The organism is Pseudooceanicola pacificus (genome assembly GCF_009789075.1).
Taxonomy (GTDB): Bacteria; Pseudomonadota; Alphaproteobacteria; order Rhodobacterales; family Rhodobacteraceae; genus Pseudooceanicola; species Pseudooceanicola pacificus.
The window spans coordinates 1-15,731 of the sequence record NZ_WNXQ01000012.1; the positions used below are offsets into that span (position 1 = coordinate 1).

15 protein-coding genes are annotated in these 15,731 nt (G+C 69.0%); 7 read left to right on the plus strand and 8 right to left on the minus strand.

All coding sequences use genetic code 11. The features are described from left to right. The 3 genes from GLS40_RS15910 to cysS form a co-directional block, all read right to left on the minus strand. A partial coding sequence (locus GLS40_RS15910) for a squalene/phytoene synthase family protein (protein ID WP_328598916.1) occupies nt 1-552 on the minus strand: 552 nt, incomplete at its 3' end. 18 nt (nt 553-570) lie between these two features. Then, the gene (gene cimA / locus GLS40_RS15915; protein ID WP_160383648.1) at nt 571-2,199 is read right to left on the minus strand and encodes a citramalate synthase; all 1,629 of its coding nucleotides are present in this window, start codon (nt 2,197-2,199) and stop codon (nt 571-573) included. Nucleotides 2,200-2,500: 301 nt separating this feature from the next. Further along, nucleotides 2,501-3,925, minus strand: coding sequence for a cysteine--tRNA ligase (gene cysS, locus GLS40_RS15920; protein ID WP_160383649.1), 1,425 nt, complete (start codon nt 3,923-3,925; stop codon nt 2,501-2,503). Nucleotides 3,926-4,133: 208 nt separating this feature from the next. Here cysS and GLS40_RS15925 point away from each other — a divergent pair, with 208 nt between their 5' ends. After that, the gene (locus tag GLS40_RS15925; RefSeq protein ID WP_160383650.1) at nt 4,134-4,484 is read left to right on the plus strand and encodes an MmcQ/YjbR family DNA-binding protein; all 351 of its coding nucleotides are present in this window, start codon (nt 4,134-4,136) and stop codon (nt 4,482-4,484) included. An 18-nt stretch (nt 4,485-4,502) separates the two neighbouring features. Here GLS40_RS15925 and GLS40_RS15930 read toward each other — a convergent pair whose 3' ends face one another. Next, nucleotides 4,503-5,261: a metallophosphoesterase family protein gene (locus tag GLS40_RS15930; RefSeq protein WP_202076240.1), complete on the minus strand. Its 759-nt coding sequence runs from the start codon at nt 5,259-5,261 to the stop codon at nt 4,503-4,505. A gap of 121 nt (nt 5,262-5,382) precedes the next feature. On the opposite strand from GLS40_RS15930, the gene GLS40_RS15935 reads away from it, so the two are divergent. The 3 genes from GLS40_RS15935 to selD all read left to right on the plus strand — a co-directional run bounded on the left by GLS40_RS15935 (nt 5,383) and on the right by selD (nt 8,777). After that, nucleotides 5,383-6,189 (plus strand): isocitrate lyase/PEP mutase family protein, encoded by an 807-nt coding sequence (locus tag GLS40_RS15935; RefSeq protein ID WP_160383651.1) that lies wholly within the window; start codon nt 5,383-5,385, stop codon nt 6,187-6,189. Nucleotides 6,190-6,371: 182 nt separating this feature from the next. After that, nucleotides 6,372-7,418 (plus strand): tRNA 2-selenouridine(34) synthase MnmH, encoded by a 1,047-nt coding sequence (gene mnmH, locus GLS40_RS15940; RefSeq protein WP_160383652.1) that lies wholly within the window; start codon nt 6,372-6,374, stop codon nt 7,416-7,418. A 294-nt stretch (nt 7,419-7,712) separates the two neighbouring features. Beyond that, a complete protein-coding gene (selD, locus tag GLS40_RS15945; RefSeq protein ID WP_160383653.1) occupies nt 7,713-8,777 on the plus strand; it encodes a selenide, water dikinase SelD in 1,065 nt (354 codons plus the stop codon). A 73-nt stretch (nt 8,778-8,850) separates the two neighbouring features. Here the strand turns inward: selD and GLS40_RS15950 are convergent, their stop codons facing one another. The 3 genes from GLS40_RS15950 to GLS40_RS15960 all read right to left on the minus strand — a co-directional run bounded on the left by GLS40_RS15950 (nt 8,851) and on the right by GLS40_RS15960 (nt 11,940). Next, a complete protein-coding gene (locus GLS40_RS15950) occupies nt 8,851-9,933 on the minus strand; it encodes an ABC transporter ATP-binding protein (protein ID WP_328598917.1) in 1,083 nt (360 codons plus the stop codon). A gap of 93 nt (nt 9,934-10,026) precedes the next feature. Further along, nucleotides 10,027-11,151, minus strand: a complete 1,125-nt coding sequence (locus tag GLS40_RS15955; protein WP_160383655.1) for a hypothetical protein — start codon at nt 11,149-11,151, stop codon at nt 10,027-10,029. A gap of 9 nt (nt 11,152-11,160) precedes the next feature. Further along, complete coding sequence (locus GLS40_RS15960) at nt 11,161-11,940, minus strand: SDR family oxidoreductase (protein ID WP_160383656.1); 780 nt, start codon at nt 11,938-11,940, stop codon at nt 11,161-11,163. A 158-nt stretch (nt 11,941-12,098) separates the two neighbouring features. On the opposite strand from GLS40_RS15960, the gene GLS40_RS15965 reads away from it, so the two are divergent. Next, a complete protein-coding gene (locus tag GLS40_RS15965) occupies nt 12,099-13,112 on the plus strand; it encodes a Hint domain-containing protein (protein ID WP_160383657.1) in 1,014 nt (337 codons plus the stop codon). On the opposite strand, the gene GLS40_RS15970 is transcribed toward GLS40_RS15965, so the two are convergent. Beyond that, the gene (locus tag GLS40_RS15970; RefSeq protein WP_160383658.1) at nt 13,113-13,376 is read right to left on the minus strand and encodes a DUF7218 family protein; all 264 of its coding nucleotides are present in this window, start codon (nt 13,374-13,376) and stop codon (nt 13,113-13,115) included. 115 nt (nt 13,377-13,491) lie between these two features. Here GLS40_RS15970 and GLS40_RS15975 point away from each other — a divergent pair, with 115 nt between their 5' ends. Together GLS40_RS15975 and GLS40_RS15980 are read left to right on the plus strand one after the other, a co-directional pair. Beyond that, the gene (locus tag GLS40_RS15975) at nt 13,492-15,099 is read left to right on the plus strand and encodes a peptide chain release factor 3 (RefSeq protein ID WP_160383659.1); all 1,608 of its coding nucleotides are present in this window, start codon (nt 13,492-13,494) and stop codon (nt 15,097-15,099) included. Beyond that, a complete protein-coding gene (locus GLS40_RS15980) occupies nt 15,096-15,716 on the plus strand; it encodes a hypothetical protein (protein ID WP_160383660.1) in 621 nt (206 codons plus the stop codon). Before GLS40_RS15975 ends, GLS40_RS15980 begins: the two co-directional genes overlap by 4 nt. The last annotated feature ends 15 nt before the right edge of the window (nt 15,717-15,731 follow it).

Genomic DNA, 15,731 nt, shown 5'->3' on the forward strand with positions numbered 1-15,731 from the left:
CGCCGCGGGCGCGCGGTCGGGCAGCGGGTGACGCCCCGCGCCCTCCAGCGCCGGAACCGCGAGGAACCAGTTCGCCAGCCCCAGTGCCCAGCCCGCATCCCCCGCCGCCGCGTCGCCATCCCCGCCAAGCGCGCGCGCCACGGCCCGCACCAGATTGCCCGAGGTCGCGGCGATATAGGCATCAAATGCCGCCGCATCGGCAAAGGGCTCGCGCTCCACGTCCCAGTCCCGTGCGGCGATCAGTGCGTCGAGCAGCCGCGCGCCTTCGGGGTCCAGCACTGCCGACAGGGGCGTCACCACCTCGTGCCGGCGCACCACCGTGCGCGCGCCGATCTCCTCCAGCGCGTCGCGCCACCACTGCAGGCGCATCTGCGCGATCATCGGCTCGGCCGTCACCCAGGGGGCGCGGCTGACCTCGACATTGAAGGCATAGATCGGGAAGAGCACCCGGCGCGCGCCCACCGGCGCCGCCATCGCAGAGCGGAATCGCCAGGCGTCGGCCTTGTCCACCAGCGCGGCGCAGGCCGTCAGATCGGCGTCGAATTCAGCCACGGCAGGGCCCCACCCGGATCACGCCACCCCCGCCTGCGCGCCGGTCTCGCGCAGCAGTTTCCAGCGGATCGCATCGGTCAGCGCCTCGAAACTCGCGTCGACTATGTTGGGCGACACGCCCACGGTCGACCAGCGCCGCCCCATGCCGTCCTCGCTGTCGATGATGACGCGGGTCACGGCCTCGGTCCCGCCCTGGGTGATGCGCACCTTGAAGTCGACCAGATGCATGTCCCCGATCGCATCCTGCAGCGAGCCGAGGTCCTTTGCCAGCGCCTTGGCCAGCGCGTTGACCGGGCCGCGGTCGCCGCCCGTTTCGTCCACGCTTTCGGACACCGACATGCGCCGCTCGCCATCGACCACCACAACCACCACCGCCTCGGACAGGCTGACCCGCCGGCCCGCCGCGTCCTGCCGCCGCTCTATGGTCACGCGATACCGCTCGACCTCGAAGAACCGCGGCATCAGGCCCAGCTCCTCGCGCGCCAGCAGCTCGAAACTCGCCTGCGCGCTGTCGTAGGTATAACCACGATCCTCGCGCGCCTTCACCTCGTCCAGGATGCGGGCCAGGGCCCCGTCGCCCGGCGGCACCTCCAGCCCGGCCTCGGCCAGGCGGCGGCGCAGGTTAGACTGCCCGGCCTGGTTCGACATCGGGATCACCCGCTCGTTGCCGACCAGGGCGGGGTCGATATGCTCATAGGTCTGCGGCGCCTTCAGGATGGCGCTGGCATGCAGCCCCGCCTTGTGGGCAAAGGCCGAGGCCCCGACATAGGGCGCCTGCTTGGTCGGCACCCGGTTCAGGATATCGTCCAGCTGCCGCGACAGGGTGGTAAGCCCCTTCAGCGCCTCGCGCTGCACCCCGGTCTCGAACCGCGAGGCATAGGGCTCCTTCAGCAGCAGCGTCGGGATCAGGGTGACGAGGTTGGCATTGCCGCAGCGCTCGCCCAGCCCGTTCAGCGTGCCCTGAATCTGGCGCGCGCCCGCATCCACGGCGGCCAGCGATCCCGCCACCGCATTGGCCGTGTCGTTATGGGTATGGATCCCCAGCCGCTCGCCAGGGATCCCGGCGGCGATCACCTCGGCCACGATGCGCCCGACCTCGGAGGGAAGCGTTCCGCCATTGGTGTCGCAGAGCACGATCCAGCGCGCCCCGGCCTCTTGCGCCGCCAGGATCGCCTCCAGCGCATAATCCCGGTTGGCCTTCCAGCCGTCAAAGAAATGCTCGGCATCGAACAGCGCCTCGCGGCCCTGCGCCACGACATGGGCGAGCGAGGCACGGATATTCTCGGTATTCTCCGCCAGCGAGATACCGAGCGCCGTCTCGACATGGTAGTCATGGGTCTTGCCCACCAGGCAGACCGCCCCGGTGCCCGCATTCATCACCGCGGCCAGCACGTCGTCATTGTCGGCCGAACGCCCGGCCCGCTTGGTCATGCCAAAGGCCGTCAGCCGTGCCCTGAGCCGGGGCGCCGCCTCGAAGAAGGCGCTGTCGGTGGGGTTGGCGCCGGGCCAGCCGCCCTCGACATAATCCACCCCCAGCTTGTCCAGCGCCTGCGCGATCCGCACCTTCTCGGGGGTCGAGAACTGCACCCCCTGGGTCTGCTGCCCGTCCCTGAGGGTCGTGTCGTAAAGCCAGAGCCTCTCTTTCATCCCCGAACCTCCCCTTCCGGAAACCCGCCACAACCGGCTTCATCTCGTCCGAAATACTCTCGGGGGGAATCGGCCCGGAACGGGCCGATGGGGGGCAGACAGCCCCCCTGCGACGCTGACACCCGCGCGACCGGATCCGCGCTCACGATAACACCCCCGGCACACCGCGCCCTTGGCCCCACCGGCCGGGACATCGTCCCGGCCAGCGCCCGTCTCTCGGCGAGTGCATGCGCATCAGTTCCGGCAGACTTCACCGCGTGAAGCGTCGCCCAGTCGGAAAGGTCCGAACGCAAAGGCACCATCACCCGATCCCCTCCAGCTTCGCCGCATCAAAGCCCGGCCCGGGGATCAGCTCGACCCCGGCCTTGGACATCCGCACTTCGACCCCCGCCGCAACCAGCGCCGATTTCATCGCATCGACCCGGGCGAAGTCCTTCGACACCATCGCCTCGTCCCGCGCCGCGGCAAGAGCGGCCTCCAGCGGCGACAGATCGGCCACGCCGGTGACCTCCCACCCCGCCAGTTCGGGCGTCAGCAGCCCCAGCAGGCGCGCCGATCCCAGCATCACGCCCTTCTCGTAAAAGCAGTCCTTCTGCGGGTTGGCCGCGATCTCCTTGGCCATGCCATGCAGCAGCGTCAGGGCCTGCGCGGTGTTCAGATCGTCCGCCACGGCGGCCACGACCCTCTCGTCCGCGCCCATCGGCTCGGCATCCGCCAGCAACCGGCGCCAGCTCCGCAGGGCGGCCTCCGCCTCCTCGGCCTTCTTCGCGGTCCAGTCCATCGGCTTGCGGTAATGCGTGCCAAGGAAGACGAAGCGGATCACCTCGCCCGGCACGCCCTGCTCCAGCAGATCCCGCACGGTGAAGAAATTGCCGAGCGATTTCGACATCTTCTTGCCCTCGACCTGCAGCATCTCGTTGTGCAGCCAGACCCTGGCGAACTCCGCCTGCGGGTGGGCGCAGCGGGACTGGGCGATCTCGTTCTCGTGGTGCGGGAACATCAGGTCGTTGCCGCCGCCGTGGATGTCGAAGCTGTCGCCCAGCAGGTCATGCGCCATGGCCGAGCATTCGATATGCCAGCCGGGCCGGCCCCGGCCCCAGGGGCTGTCCCAGCCGGGCAGCGAGTCGTCCGAGGGCTTCCACAGCACGAAATCCATCGGGTTGCGCTTGTAGGGCGCGACCTCGACCCGCGCCCCGGCGATCATGTCCTCGACCGAGCGGCCCGACAGCGCGCCATAGGCCGCGTAGCTTTCGACGGCAAAGAGCACATGCCCCTCGGCGGCATAGGCATGACCCGCGGCGATCAGCCCCTCGATCATCGCGATCATCTGCGCGATATAGCCCGTCGCGCGCGGCTCGGACGAGGGGCGCAGCGCACCAAGCGCATCCATGTCCTCGTGATACCAGCGGATGGTCTCGCCGGAGCGTTCGGCGATCAGCTCTTCCAGAGTGCCTGCGGCCCCCGCCGCCTTGCGCTTCTGCGCGGTCTCGTTGATGCGGTCGTCCACATCGGTGAAGTTGCGCACATAGGTCACCGCCTCGGGCCCGTAGGCATGGCGCAGCAGGCGGTAGAGCACGTCGAAGACCACCACCGGCCGGGCGTTGCCCAGATGCGCGCGGTCATAGACGGTGGGCCCGCAGACATACATCCGCACATTGCCGGGGTCGATCGGGGCGAAATCCTCTTTCGTCCGCGTTTTCGAATTGGTCAGCCGGATCTGGGTCATGGAATGCGTCCTCACGCGCGGGTTGGCGCGGGCCTAGCAGGATCGTTATGGATTGAAAACGAAAAGAGCGGCCCGCGTGACGATGTCAGCAGGCGATAATGATGCAGCAGATGATGGTGCGGCTCTTCATGAGGCAGAGTGCTAGACCTTTTCGCCCGCCCTGCCAAGACCCTTGTTCTTGCCGGGCGCAGGATGGCATCCTGCGGCCATGACACGTGCCACGGTGAACGCGATCTGCAAGGACCTGCCCGGGGCCGAGGTCTCCGACCCCTGGGGCGGCGGGCATGACGCCTGGAAGGTCGGCGGCAAGATGTTCGCCTGCATCGGCGCGATGGACCAGGGCGTGGCGGTCAAGACGGCCGATCCCGACTTTGCGGCGATGATGATCGAAAACGGCGATGCGGTGAAGGCGCGGTATTTCCACCGCTCCTGGGTGCTGATCGAATGGGGCGGGGATCCGGGTTTCCTGCGGGACCGGATCCTGGTCTCCTATGACCTCATCCGCTCCAAACTGCCCAAGAAACTGCGCGAGGAACTGGCGGCGCGGGACGCCGGGTAAGCCCCCCGGGGCCTTCCGTCATTCCGAATACCAGCCGCTCTCGACCGCCCTGGCCCAGCCTTCGCGCCCCGCGGCCCGCGCGGCCCCGGCCATGCGGCTGGCGTCATAGGGCACGTGGCGGTGTTCGACCCGCCAGCCGGGTCCGACCCGTTCGATCACCGCATAGCAGGCATCGGGCGTGCCGGTATGCACCACGTGCGGGACCGGCGCGCTGTCGTTGTAGCCCGGGCAGCCGACGGAGCCGGGATTGACCAGCATCCGCCCGTCGGGCAGCCGCATCGCCACTGGCAGATGCGTGTGGCCGAACAGGATCAGCCCGGCCTCTACCCCCGTCAGCAGACCTGCGATCCCCGAGGGGTCGCGCAGGGTCACCCCGCCATCGCGGATCGGCAGGTGCGACAGATAGGTCTCGTCATCCCCCGCCGTGGCATGGCACAGGAACACGTCGCCCATCAGCAGCACCGGCGGCAGGTCGCGCAGCCAGTCCAGCGCCGCGCCCGGCAGCATCTGATGCGCGGCGCGGTCGGATTGCCCCATCTCGTCGGGTGCCCTGGTGGTCAGGTAGCGGTCATGGTTGCCCCGGATCGACACGGCGTCGAGGTCGCGCAGCACCTCCCATGTCCCGCCGGCATCCATCGGCCCGCTGAAGTGATCGCCCAGGTTCACCAGCGCCTCGACCCGCTGCAGGGCGATATCCGCCAGCACGGCGCGCAGGGCGTCGGAATTGCCGTGAATGTCTGAAATCACCGCGACGCGGCCGGGCAGCATATCTGTCATAGCCGCAGGCTAGCGTGCCCGCATTCCGCCGCAAGTGCGAAATCGCTTGCCCCTGCCGCCCGTGCGGACCACCCTGCGCCGGAAACCGGCCCGTCCGCCACACCACACCGGAGAAGACCCGATGCACGATCCCGGCCCCGCCTTCCGCGCCCTGCACCAGAAGGGCAACCCGTTCATCCTGTGCAATGCCTGGGACATCGGATCGGCCAAGGTGCTGGCGGCGCTTGGGGCGCAGGCGCTGGCGACCTCCTCCTCGGCCTATGCCTTTACCCTGGGCCGCCCCGACGGCGGGCTGAGCCGGGACGAAGCCCTGGCCCATGCCGAGGACATGGTGAAGGCCACGCCCCTGCCGGTGTCGGGCGATTTCGAAAACGGCTTTGGCGAGGCGCCCGAGACGGTGGCCGAGACCATCCGCATGGCCTGCGACGCCGGGCTGGCGGGATGTTCGATCGAGGACACCGCCCTGCCCGACAGCACGGCCTATGAGTTCGACCTCGCGGTCGAGCGCATCAAGGCCGCCGTCGCCGCCGCCCGCGCCCTGCCGCGCGACTTCGTGCTGGTGGCGCGCGCCGACGGCATCCTGCAGGGCAGCTACGACACCGACGAGGCGCTGCGCCGGCTCAAGGCGTTCGAGGCCGCGGGGGCCGACTGCCTCTATGCGCCGCTGCCGCCCACCTTCGAGGACCTCGCCCGGATCTGCGCCGAGATCGAGGCCCCGGTGAATGCGCTGATCTCGGGCACGTTTGCCAGCTACACGCGCGAGGATTACGCCCGCATCGGCGTGGCCCGGATCTCGCTCGGCGGCTCGCTGGCCCGCGCCACGCACCGCACCCTGATCGACGCGGCCGAAGAGATGCTGGGCGAGGGCGATTTCTCCAAGCTCAAGAAATCCGCGCCGGGGTCCCAGGTCGACAAGATGCTGGGCTGATCCTGGTCCGGGGCGCGCCTCCCGCGCGCGCCCCGGAGGTGGCCTCGTGCCTGCGCCACATCGGCCGTGCCGCGGGGGCAGGGCTTCCACGCCCTCATGGCAGCGCCAGCGCCCGGCCGATCCCGGGCCACACGGCAACGCCGGCCCTTCCCGAGACCCGCGCGCTGCGCTATCCCGACGCCATGCCCGTCACACTCACCTCCCTCTCCGACCTCGCCGCGCAGGGCTTCGACGACATCATCGACGTCCGCGCGCCCTCGGAATATGCCGAGGACCACCTGCCCGGCGCGATCAGCCTGCCGGTGCTGGATGATGACGAACGCGCCCGGGTCGGCACGATCTACAAGCAGGTCTCGCCCTTCAGCGCGCGCAAGATCGGCGCGGCGCTGGTCGCCCGCAACGCCGCCGCCCATATCGAGGGGCCGCTGGCGGATCGCCAAGGCGGCTGGCGGCCGCTGGTCTATTGCTGGCGCGGCGGGCAGCGCTCCGGCTCCTTCGCGACGATCCTCGCGCAGATCGGCTGGCGGGTCGAAACCCTGGCCGGGGGCTACAAGGCCTGGCGCGGGCTGGTGGTCCGCGCGCTCTACGAGGATCCCTTCCCTTGCCCGGTCATCGTGCTGGACGGCAATACCGGTTCGGCCAAGACCGAGATCCTGAACCTGCTGCCCGGCCTCGGCCTGCAATCCATCGACCTGGAGGGGCTGGCCAATCACCGCGGCTCGCTCTTCGGCGCCCTGGGCCCGCAGCCGGCGCAGCGCGGCTTCGAATGCGCGCTGGCGATGGACATCGCGCGGCTCGACCCAGCCCGCCCGGTGGTGGTCGAGGCCGAAAGCGCCAAGGTCGGGGACTGCCGCCTGCCCCCCTCGCTCTGGGCGGCGATGAAATCCGCGCCCCGGATCGCCATCGACGCCACCCGGGCAGCCCGCGCCGCCTACCTGACGCGCGCCTATGCCGATGTCACCGCCGATGCGGCCCGCCTGTCGGCCACCATCGACGCACTGCGCCCCTATCAGCCGGGCGAGCGCATCGCCGCCTGGCACGAGATGGCCGCGGCCGGTGACTGGACGGCCCTCGCCGACGGGCTGATGGAACACCACTACGACCCGCGCTATGCCCGCCACCGCGCCCGGATGCCCGCCCCGGTGGCCTCTGTCCCGGCGCCCGACCTCGCCGCCGACGCCCTGCCGGGGATCGCGCAGGCCGTGGCCCGGGCGGCGCGCACCGGTTGAAAGGACGGCCCGGGCCCTCCGCATTTCGGGCCGGACTTGGACCCGGACCGGCCGGACAGCGGGGGGCCCGGAACCCGGACCGAACGGCAGCCGCGCCGGCCGACACAGGGCGCGAACAGCGGCCGGGCCGGCCGACACAGGGCACGAACGGGGCCCGGGCCGTACGGACGACGGGCCCGCGCAGACCACGGGCCGACACGCGACACCGGCCCGCCACCCGGCCCGAACCTGTGGCGCAGGACGCCCCGACCCGCTAGAACCACGTCAACCGCCCGCCCAGACCGGAGCACAGCCATGAACGTCACCGCCCCCCGCACCGAACCGCGCCTCACCTCGCTCTCCCACGGCGGCGGCTGCGGCTGCAAGATCGCCCCCGGCGTCCTGTCCGAGATCCTGCGCGGCACCAAAGCGCTGCCAGTGCCCGAGGCGCTGCTTGTCGGGATCGAGACCTCGGACGACGCGGCGGTCTACCGGCTGAACGACAGCCAGGCGCTGGTCGCCACCACCGATTTCTTCATGCCCATCGTGGACGACCCGCATGATTTCGGCCGCATCGCCGCGACCAATGCGATTTCGGATGTCTACGCCATGGGCGCCACGCCGATCTTTGCCCTCGCCGTGGTGGGCATGCCGATCAATACCCTGTCGCAGGCCACCATCGGGCGCATCCTCGAAGGCGGGGCCGAGGCCTGCCGCGCCGCCGGCATCCCGATCGCGGGCGGGCATACGATCGACTCGGTCGAACCGATCTACGGGCTGGTGGCGCTTGGTCTCGTCGACCCGGCCCGGGTCAAGCGCAATGCCGAGGCGCGCCCCGGCGACCGGCTGATCCTGGGCAAGCCCCTCGGCGTCGGCATCATGTCGGCCGCCCTGAAGAAAGAGGCGCTGGACGAGGCCGCCTATGCCGCGATGATCGCCACGATGACCCGCCTCAACACCCCGGGGCCGGATCTCGCCGCGCTGGACGGGGTGCGCGCGATGACCGATGTCACGGGCTTCGGCCTCGCCGGCCATGCGCTGGAAATGGCGCGCGGCGCGGGCGTCGGGCTGCATGTCGACTGGTCCGCCGTCCCCCTGCTGCCGGGCACCCGCGCCCTGGCCGAACAGGGCAACATCACCGGCGCCTCGGGGCGTAACTGGGCCAGCTACGGCGCCGGCATTGCCCTGCCCGAGGGCTTCCCCGACCTCGACCGGGCCCTGATTACCGATCCGCAGACCAGCGGCGGCCTGCTTGTCGCCTGCGACCCCCGGGCCGAGGCCGAAGTCCTCGCCACCTTCCGCCGCCACGGCTTTGACGCCGCCACCGTCATCGGCGAGGTCACCGAACCCACGGACACACCGCAGGTCACCTTCGCCTGACCCCCGGCTTCATCTCGTCGGAAATACTCCGGGGGAGTCCGCGGCCCCGCCGCGGACGGGGGCAGCGCCCCCTTCAGCGCATCGGGAAGACGAAGCACCTGTCGCGCCGGATTGTCAGCCACAGCGGCTTGCCCGGCCGGGGCAGAAACACATTCGGCACGGTCGCCTTCAGGATCGACCCGTCGTGGTCCATGCGGAACTCGACCAGGCTCTCGTTGCCCATGAACCGCGCGCGCTGGACGACGCCGCGGGCCGGCGTGCCGTCCTGGGGCGTGGGCAGCGGGCCGCGGCCCTCGCGGTCGAAGTCGATCTTCAGGTGCTGCGGGCGGATCACGATCTCGACCTCGGCGCCGTCGGGCTGGCCGGGGGCCAGGAACTGGCCAAAGGGCGTCTCGGTCAGCGCCCCCTGCACCCGCCCGCGGATCACGTTCACATCGCTGAAAAAGGCCACCGCCGCCCTGTCCACCGGGGCGTTGTAGATGTTGTAGGGTGCGCCCTGCTGCACGATCCGGCCGCCGCGCATCAGCGCGATCTCGTCGGCCATGCGCATCGCCTCTTCCGGCTCGTGGGTGACCAGCAGGACGGCGGTGCCCTCCTCCTTCAGCACGGCCAGGGTCTCGTCGCGGATCTCGTCGCGCAGGCGGTTGTCGAGGCCCGAAAACGGTTCGTCCATCAGCATGATACGCGGGCGCGGCGCCAGGGCGCGGGCCAGGGCCACGCGCTGCTGCTCGCCGCCCGACAGTTCGTGCGGCCAGGCGTCGATGTAGCGGCTGAGGTCCACCCGGGCCAGCATCTCGGCCACCCGGGCGCGCACCGCCTCGCGCGGGCCGGTCAGGCCGAAGGCGACATTGGCCGCCACCGAGAGATGCGGGAAAAGCGCGAAATCCTGGAACATCAGCCCGATGCGGCGATGCTCGGGCGGGGTGTCGCCGCCCGGCCCGCTGATCTCGGCCCCGTCGATCAGGATCTGGCCGGCATCCTGCCGCTCGACCCCCGCGATCATCCGCAGCGTCGTCGTCTTGCCGCAGCCCGAAGGGCCCAGCAGGCAGGTCACCTGCCCCGGCATCACCTGCAGCGAGACGCCGTCGACCACGGCACGCCCGTCGAAGCGGCGCGTCAGGGCGCGGATCTCCAGCCGGGGGGTGTCTGCGGTCACAATCTGCCTCGCGGGAATTCCGACCGAAGCTGTCGGATTTCCAGCCCGGATAGCAACCGGCGCATCCGGCATCAAGGGCCAAGCCGCCGCACGTCAGACCAGGGCAAAGGCCGCCTCGGCCCGGATGCGCCCGTTGACCTGCACCGCCAGCTCATGCGCCCCGGGGTAAAGGGTGAATGTCGTGGCATCCCCTTTCAGCCGGTGGCTCTTGGCCAGAACCAGCGGTTTGCCCGGCGTCAGGACCGCCTGTTTCAGCTTGAAAACCTTGGGCGCCAGCGTGCCGTTCGCCCGGCGGAAGCGGATGATGAAATCGACCAGCACCGGCAGCGGCCCGGCTGCGCTGAGGGTCACGGCAAAGCGCAGCGCCTCGCCCACCCGCACCTCGGGCGTCTCGACCCGTAGGGCGCAGTCGACATCGGCATCGGGCGCATAGCCCAGCATCTCCAGCGCACGGGGATCGCCCGCCTTCACCAGACCGCGCAGGGCATGAGAGGTCATCCAGGCCAGTTCCCGGTCCTGCTGCATCCCGGCCGAGGCCCAGGCGGCCAGCCGGTCCAGCGGCACGGCGGGGTCGGATTTCGTCAGATCGTTCAGGTGGTTGGCCACCGAGCGGGTGACGAATCGCGTGCTGTCCCCATGCAGCCGGTCCAGCAGCGGCAGGGCGCGGGCCGGGTCGGTCGTGATGCCCTTGCCCCAGGGCAGTTTCGGCCGCGTCCCCTCGCTCACCAGCCGGCGGACGTGGTAATGCGGATGCCCGGCCCAGAGGGCGAGCCGGTCATAGGTCTCGTCCGGCCAGCGGTTCAGGAAATGCCGGATGGCGTATTCCATGGAAAACCGCTGAGTGATCGCCTCGATACTGTCGAGCGCGCGGTCGCGGTGATCCTCCATCCCGCGCGCAACGACATAATCGCCCAGGGGCGCGATGATGAACTGGCCGAAATCGTCATCCCTGAGCGTCGGATCCAGCGGCGGGGGCAAGGCGGACTCGACGATCCCCGCCGCCGTGGGGAAATCCCCGGGCAGAACCTCCTCCAGCACCTCGGCGATCCAGGCGATCCGGGCCTTCAGCTCCAGCGCGCCCAGCCTCTCGGCCACGCGGGTTTCGAACCGCGCGCCGTCGAACCCGTCCCAGGCGGCCGAGAACCGGCCCGACAGCCAGGCGACCTTTTCAGGATTGAACAGCTGATCCTTCAGCGAAAAGCTCGGCTCGGCCGCCATCGGTCCCCCTTACATCGTCGTGTTGAACGCCCCGCCGTCCAGCAGCACGTTCTGCCCGATCATGAAACCCGCATATTGCGAGCACATGAAGGCGCAGGTGGCGCCGAATTCCTCGGCCGTGCCGATGCGGCCGGTGGGGTTGGAGGCGTTGCGCTTGGCGACGGCCTCTTCCATCGTGATCCCCTCGCGCTTCATCGTGGCCTCGGTCAGCGACTTGATGCGGTCGGTATCGTGCGAGCCGGGCAGCAGGTTGTTCATCACCACCCCTTTCGAGGCGACCTGCCGCGAGGTGCCCGCGACATAGCCCGTCAGCCCTGCCCGGGCCGAGTTCGACAGGCCCAGCTGACCGATGGGCGAGCGGACCGACGCCGAGGTGATGTTGACCACCCGGCCCCAGCCGCGATCCATCATCGCCGGAACCAGCGCCTTGATCAGCGCGATCGGGGTTAGCATGTTCGAATCGAGCGCCTTGATGAAATCGTCACGCTCCCAGTCCGGCCAGAAACCCGGGGGCGGCCCGCCGGCGTTGTTGACCAGGATGTCGATCTGCCCGCAGGCCTCCAGCACCCTGGCGCGGCCGTCCTCGCTGGTGATGTCGGCGGCCACGGCCACGACCTCCACCCCATGGGCCGCGCGAATCTCCGCCGCCGTCGCCTCAAGCGCCTCGGCGCCCCTGGCATTGATCACAAGATCGACACCTTCCGCCGCCAGAGCCATCGCACAGCCGCGCCCCAGCCCCTTGGACGATGCGCAGACGAGTGCCCGCTTGCCTTTGATCCCCAGATCCATTTACCGTTCCTCCCGGGTCAAGTTGAACATTGCCAGCTAACCGCGCAACAAAACCGGGAAAAGTTCGAAACTTCGCCCGTATCGCGCCGTAATTCCTTCATAGGCTGGACTGTAACGACGCCGTGCCGTTCGACAACAGCAAGATTCGAAAGTCGAGCATGATCAGTGCCATTGCAAAACCCTCTGCATCCGTTCCCGTGCTGCTCGCCCGGGACCTCGTCGTCATGCACGGCGCCAACATGGACGACGAGCTGTCCTTTGCCGACGAGCTGATGCTGGATGACACATACTGGCTGACCGACACCGCCGTGCTGACCCGGATCGCGCTGGAAACCGACGATGACGGCACCGTCACCGTGGGTCCGGACACCGCCGTGGGCCAGCCCGGCGCGATCATCCACCTGGACAGCTGCCTGACCTTCATGTCGCCCGAGGGCGAGACCTCGGAACTGCTGGTGATGGTCGAGGTCGATCCCCTGGGCAATGTCTCGGCGGTCTACGGCCTGCCGCTGGCGCCGCTGCGGCCCAAGACGGACTATGCCCTTGTCGGCATCGACCGCGAGGGCGCGCGCCGCAAGTTCGCCGAGGTCGCCTGCGTCTCCTTCACCCGTGGCACGCGCATCACCCTCGCCTCGGGCCAGCAGCGCGTGATCGAAGAGCTGGAGGTCGGCGACCGCATCCTGACCCGCGACGACGGCGTGCAGCAGATCCGCTGGATCGGCCATTCCACGGTGCGCGCGGTTGGCGAATTCGCCCCGATCATGATCCGCGCCGGCACCCTGAACAACGAGGACGACCTTGTCGTCTCGCCCGACCACCGGCTGTTCATCTACCAGCGCCAGGACGCCCTGGGCGCCGGCCGCAAGGAGCTGCTGGTGCGTGCGCGCCATCTGGTGAACGGCGACACCATCGTGCAGCAGGACGGCGGGTTCGTGGAATATTACCAGCTGCTCTTCGACAGCCACCAGATCATCTATGCCGAGGGAATCGCTGCGGAAACCCTGCTGGTCGACACCCGCACCCGCGCCGCCCTGCCGCCGGAACTGGATGCCAAGCTGGCCGCGGCCCTGCCCGGCCACGAGCGCAAGAACCTGGTCGATATCGAGGTCAGCAAGGCCCTGCTGGACCGCCCCGATGCGATCCGCCTGCTGCGCGGCGCGTCCGAGCTCTGATCACCCGCGCAGGGCGTCGATCAGCTCGGCCTTGGTCATGCCCGACCGGCCTTCGATCTCAAGCTCCCGCGCCCTCTCGTAAAGCGCGTCTTTTGTCCAATCCTCGTAGGGCGGCTGCCTGCCGCCCTTGCGGCTGGGGTGCATGTCGGGATTGGCCTGGGCATTGGCGATCCGCGCCGCCTTTTCCCTGGAATAGCCCTTGTCGCGCAGGGCCTCGTAGGTCTCGGGATCCTTGATGCCCGGATCGTGCTGTCGCCGTGCCATGCCGGTCTCCTGTGCCGTTGCGGGGACAACCACGGGGCCGCGACTCCGTTCCCGGCGCGGCGAAACAGCTTGCGCCCCGTCTTGCCGATTTCCGCCGGGCTGATATATGCGCCTCATGCTGGACCAAGCCACCAACCGCCCCGACCTGCCGCCCGAGATCGCGCGGCGCCGCACCTTTGCGATCATCTCGCACCCGGATGCGGGCAAGACCACCCTGACCGAAAAGTTCCTGCTCTTCGGCGGGGCGATCCAGATGGCCGGACAGGTCCGCGCCAAGGGCGAGGCGCGGCGCACCCGGTCGGATTTCATGCAGATGGAAAAGGACCGGGGCATCTCGGTCTCGGCCTCGGCAATGTCGTTCGATTTCAAGAACTTCCGGTTCAATCTTGTCGACACGCCCGGCCACTCGGATTTCTCCGAGGACACCTATCGCACCCTGACCGCGGTGGATGCCGCCGTGATGGTGATCGACGGGGCCAAGGGGGTGGAGAGCCAGACGCGGAAACTCTTCGAGGTCTGCCGCCTGCGCGACCTGCCGATATTGACTTTCTGCAACAAGATGGACCGCGAAAGCCGCGAAACCTTCGACATCATTGACGAAATCCAGGAAAACCTGGCTATTGACGTCACGCCGGCCTCGTGGCCGATCGGCATGGGCTCGGACTTCCTGGGCTGTTACGACATGCTGCGCGACCGGCTGGAGCTGATGGATCGCAAGGACCGCAACAGGGTTGCGGAATCCATCGAGATCAAAGGGTTGCAAGACCCTCTGCTTGAGACACACGTGCCGGCTCATCTGCTCGAGCGGTTGCGTGAAGAGGTCGAGATGGCGCGCGAGCTGCTGCCGCCTCTCGACCCGCAAGCCGTGCTTGAAGGGACGATGACGCCGATCTGGTTCGGCTCGGCCATCAACTCCTTCGGGGTCAAGGAACTGATGGACGGGATCGGCACCTACGGGCCGGAACCGCAGCCGCAGAACGCCGACCCGCGACAGGTTTCCCCCGAAGAAACAAAGGTTTGCGGCTTTGTCTTCAAGGTGCAGGCCAATATGGATCCCAAGCACCGGGACCGCGTCGCCTTTGTCCGCCTGGCCTCGGGCCATTTCGAGCGCGGGATGAAACTGACGCATGTCCGCTCGAAAAAGCCGATGGCGATCACCAATCCCGTGCTCTTCCTCGCCTCCGACCGCGAACTGGCCGAGGAAGCCTGGGCCGGCGACATCATCGGTATTCCCAACCACGGCCAGCTGCGCATCGGCGACACGCTGACCGAAGGCGAGATGCTGCGCGCCAAGGGCATCCCCTCCTTTGCGCCGGAACTGCTGCAATCGGTGCGCGCGGGCGACCCGATGAAGGCCAAGCACTTGGAAAAGGCGCTGATGCAATTCGCCGAGGAAGGCGCGGCCAAGGTGTTCAAGCCCTCCATCGGCTCGGGCTTCATCGTCGGCGTCGTGGGCGCCCTGCAGTTCGAGGTGCTCGGCTCGCGGATCGAGCTGGAATACGGCCTGCCCGTGCGGTTCGAGGCCTCGCAATTCACCAGCGCCCGCTGGGTCAACGGCGACCGGCTGGCGGTCGAAAAATTTGCCAATGCCAACAAGCAGCACATCGCCCATGACCATGACGGCGACGTGGTCTATCTGACCCGGCTGCAATGGGACATCGACCGGGTGGAACGCGACTATCCGGACGTGACGCTGACCGCGACCAAGGAAATGATGGTGTGACGCTGCAGAACCGGGTCCTGCCGACGCAAGAGATCGTCGCGGACCCGGCGCGCGGCACCATGACCGGCAACCGGGGCATCCTGCACCGGCCCGACCGCACCCTTGGCCGGGCGCGGTGGAAATCGCGGGCCTGGATCTGCTGCACGCTGCACTGGCGCGACGTGCGCCGCAGCGTGATGAGCCCCGGCACCTGGACCGAGCTGTTTTTCCTGGACGAGGCCGTGGCCCTGGCCGCCGGTCACCGCCCCTGCGCCTATTGCCGCCGGGCGGCGTACACCGGCTTCCGCGACGCCTGGGCCGCCGCCCGGGGCCCCGATCCCAAAGCTGTCGAGATGGACCGCATCCTGCACGAGGCGCGCCTGACCGGCGACAGGCGGCAGCGCCATCACGACGCCCCGGCAGAGAGCCTTCCCGAGGGGGTTTTCATCCTCTGGAACAGCCGGCCCGCCCTGCTGGGCGAAAGCGCCTTGTTGCCTTTCACCACAGCCGGTTACGGCCCGGAATTGAAGCGTCCGCGCGGCCAGGTCACGGTGATCACCCCGGCCCCGACCGTGGCCGTTCTGCGGGCCGGTTACCGGCCAAAGTTGCACCAAAGCGCCAGCCCCGGCGCGAACTGAGGCGATCACGCCATC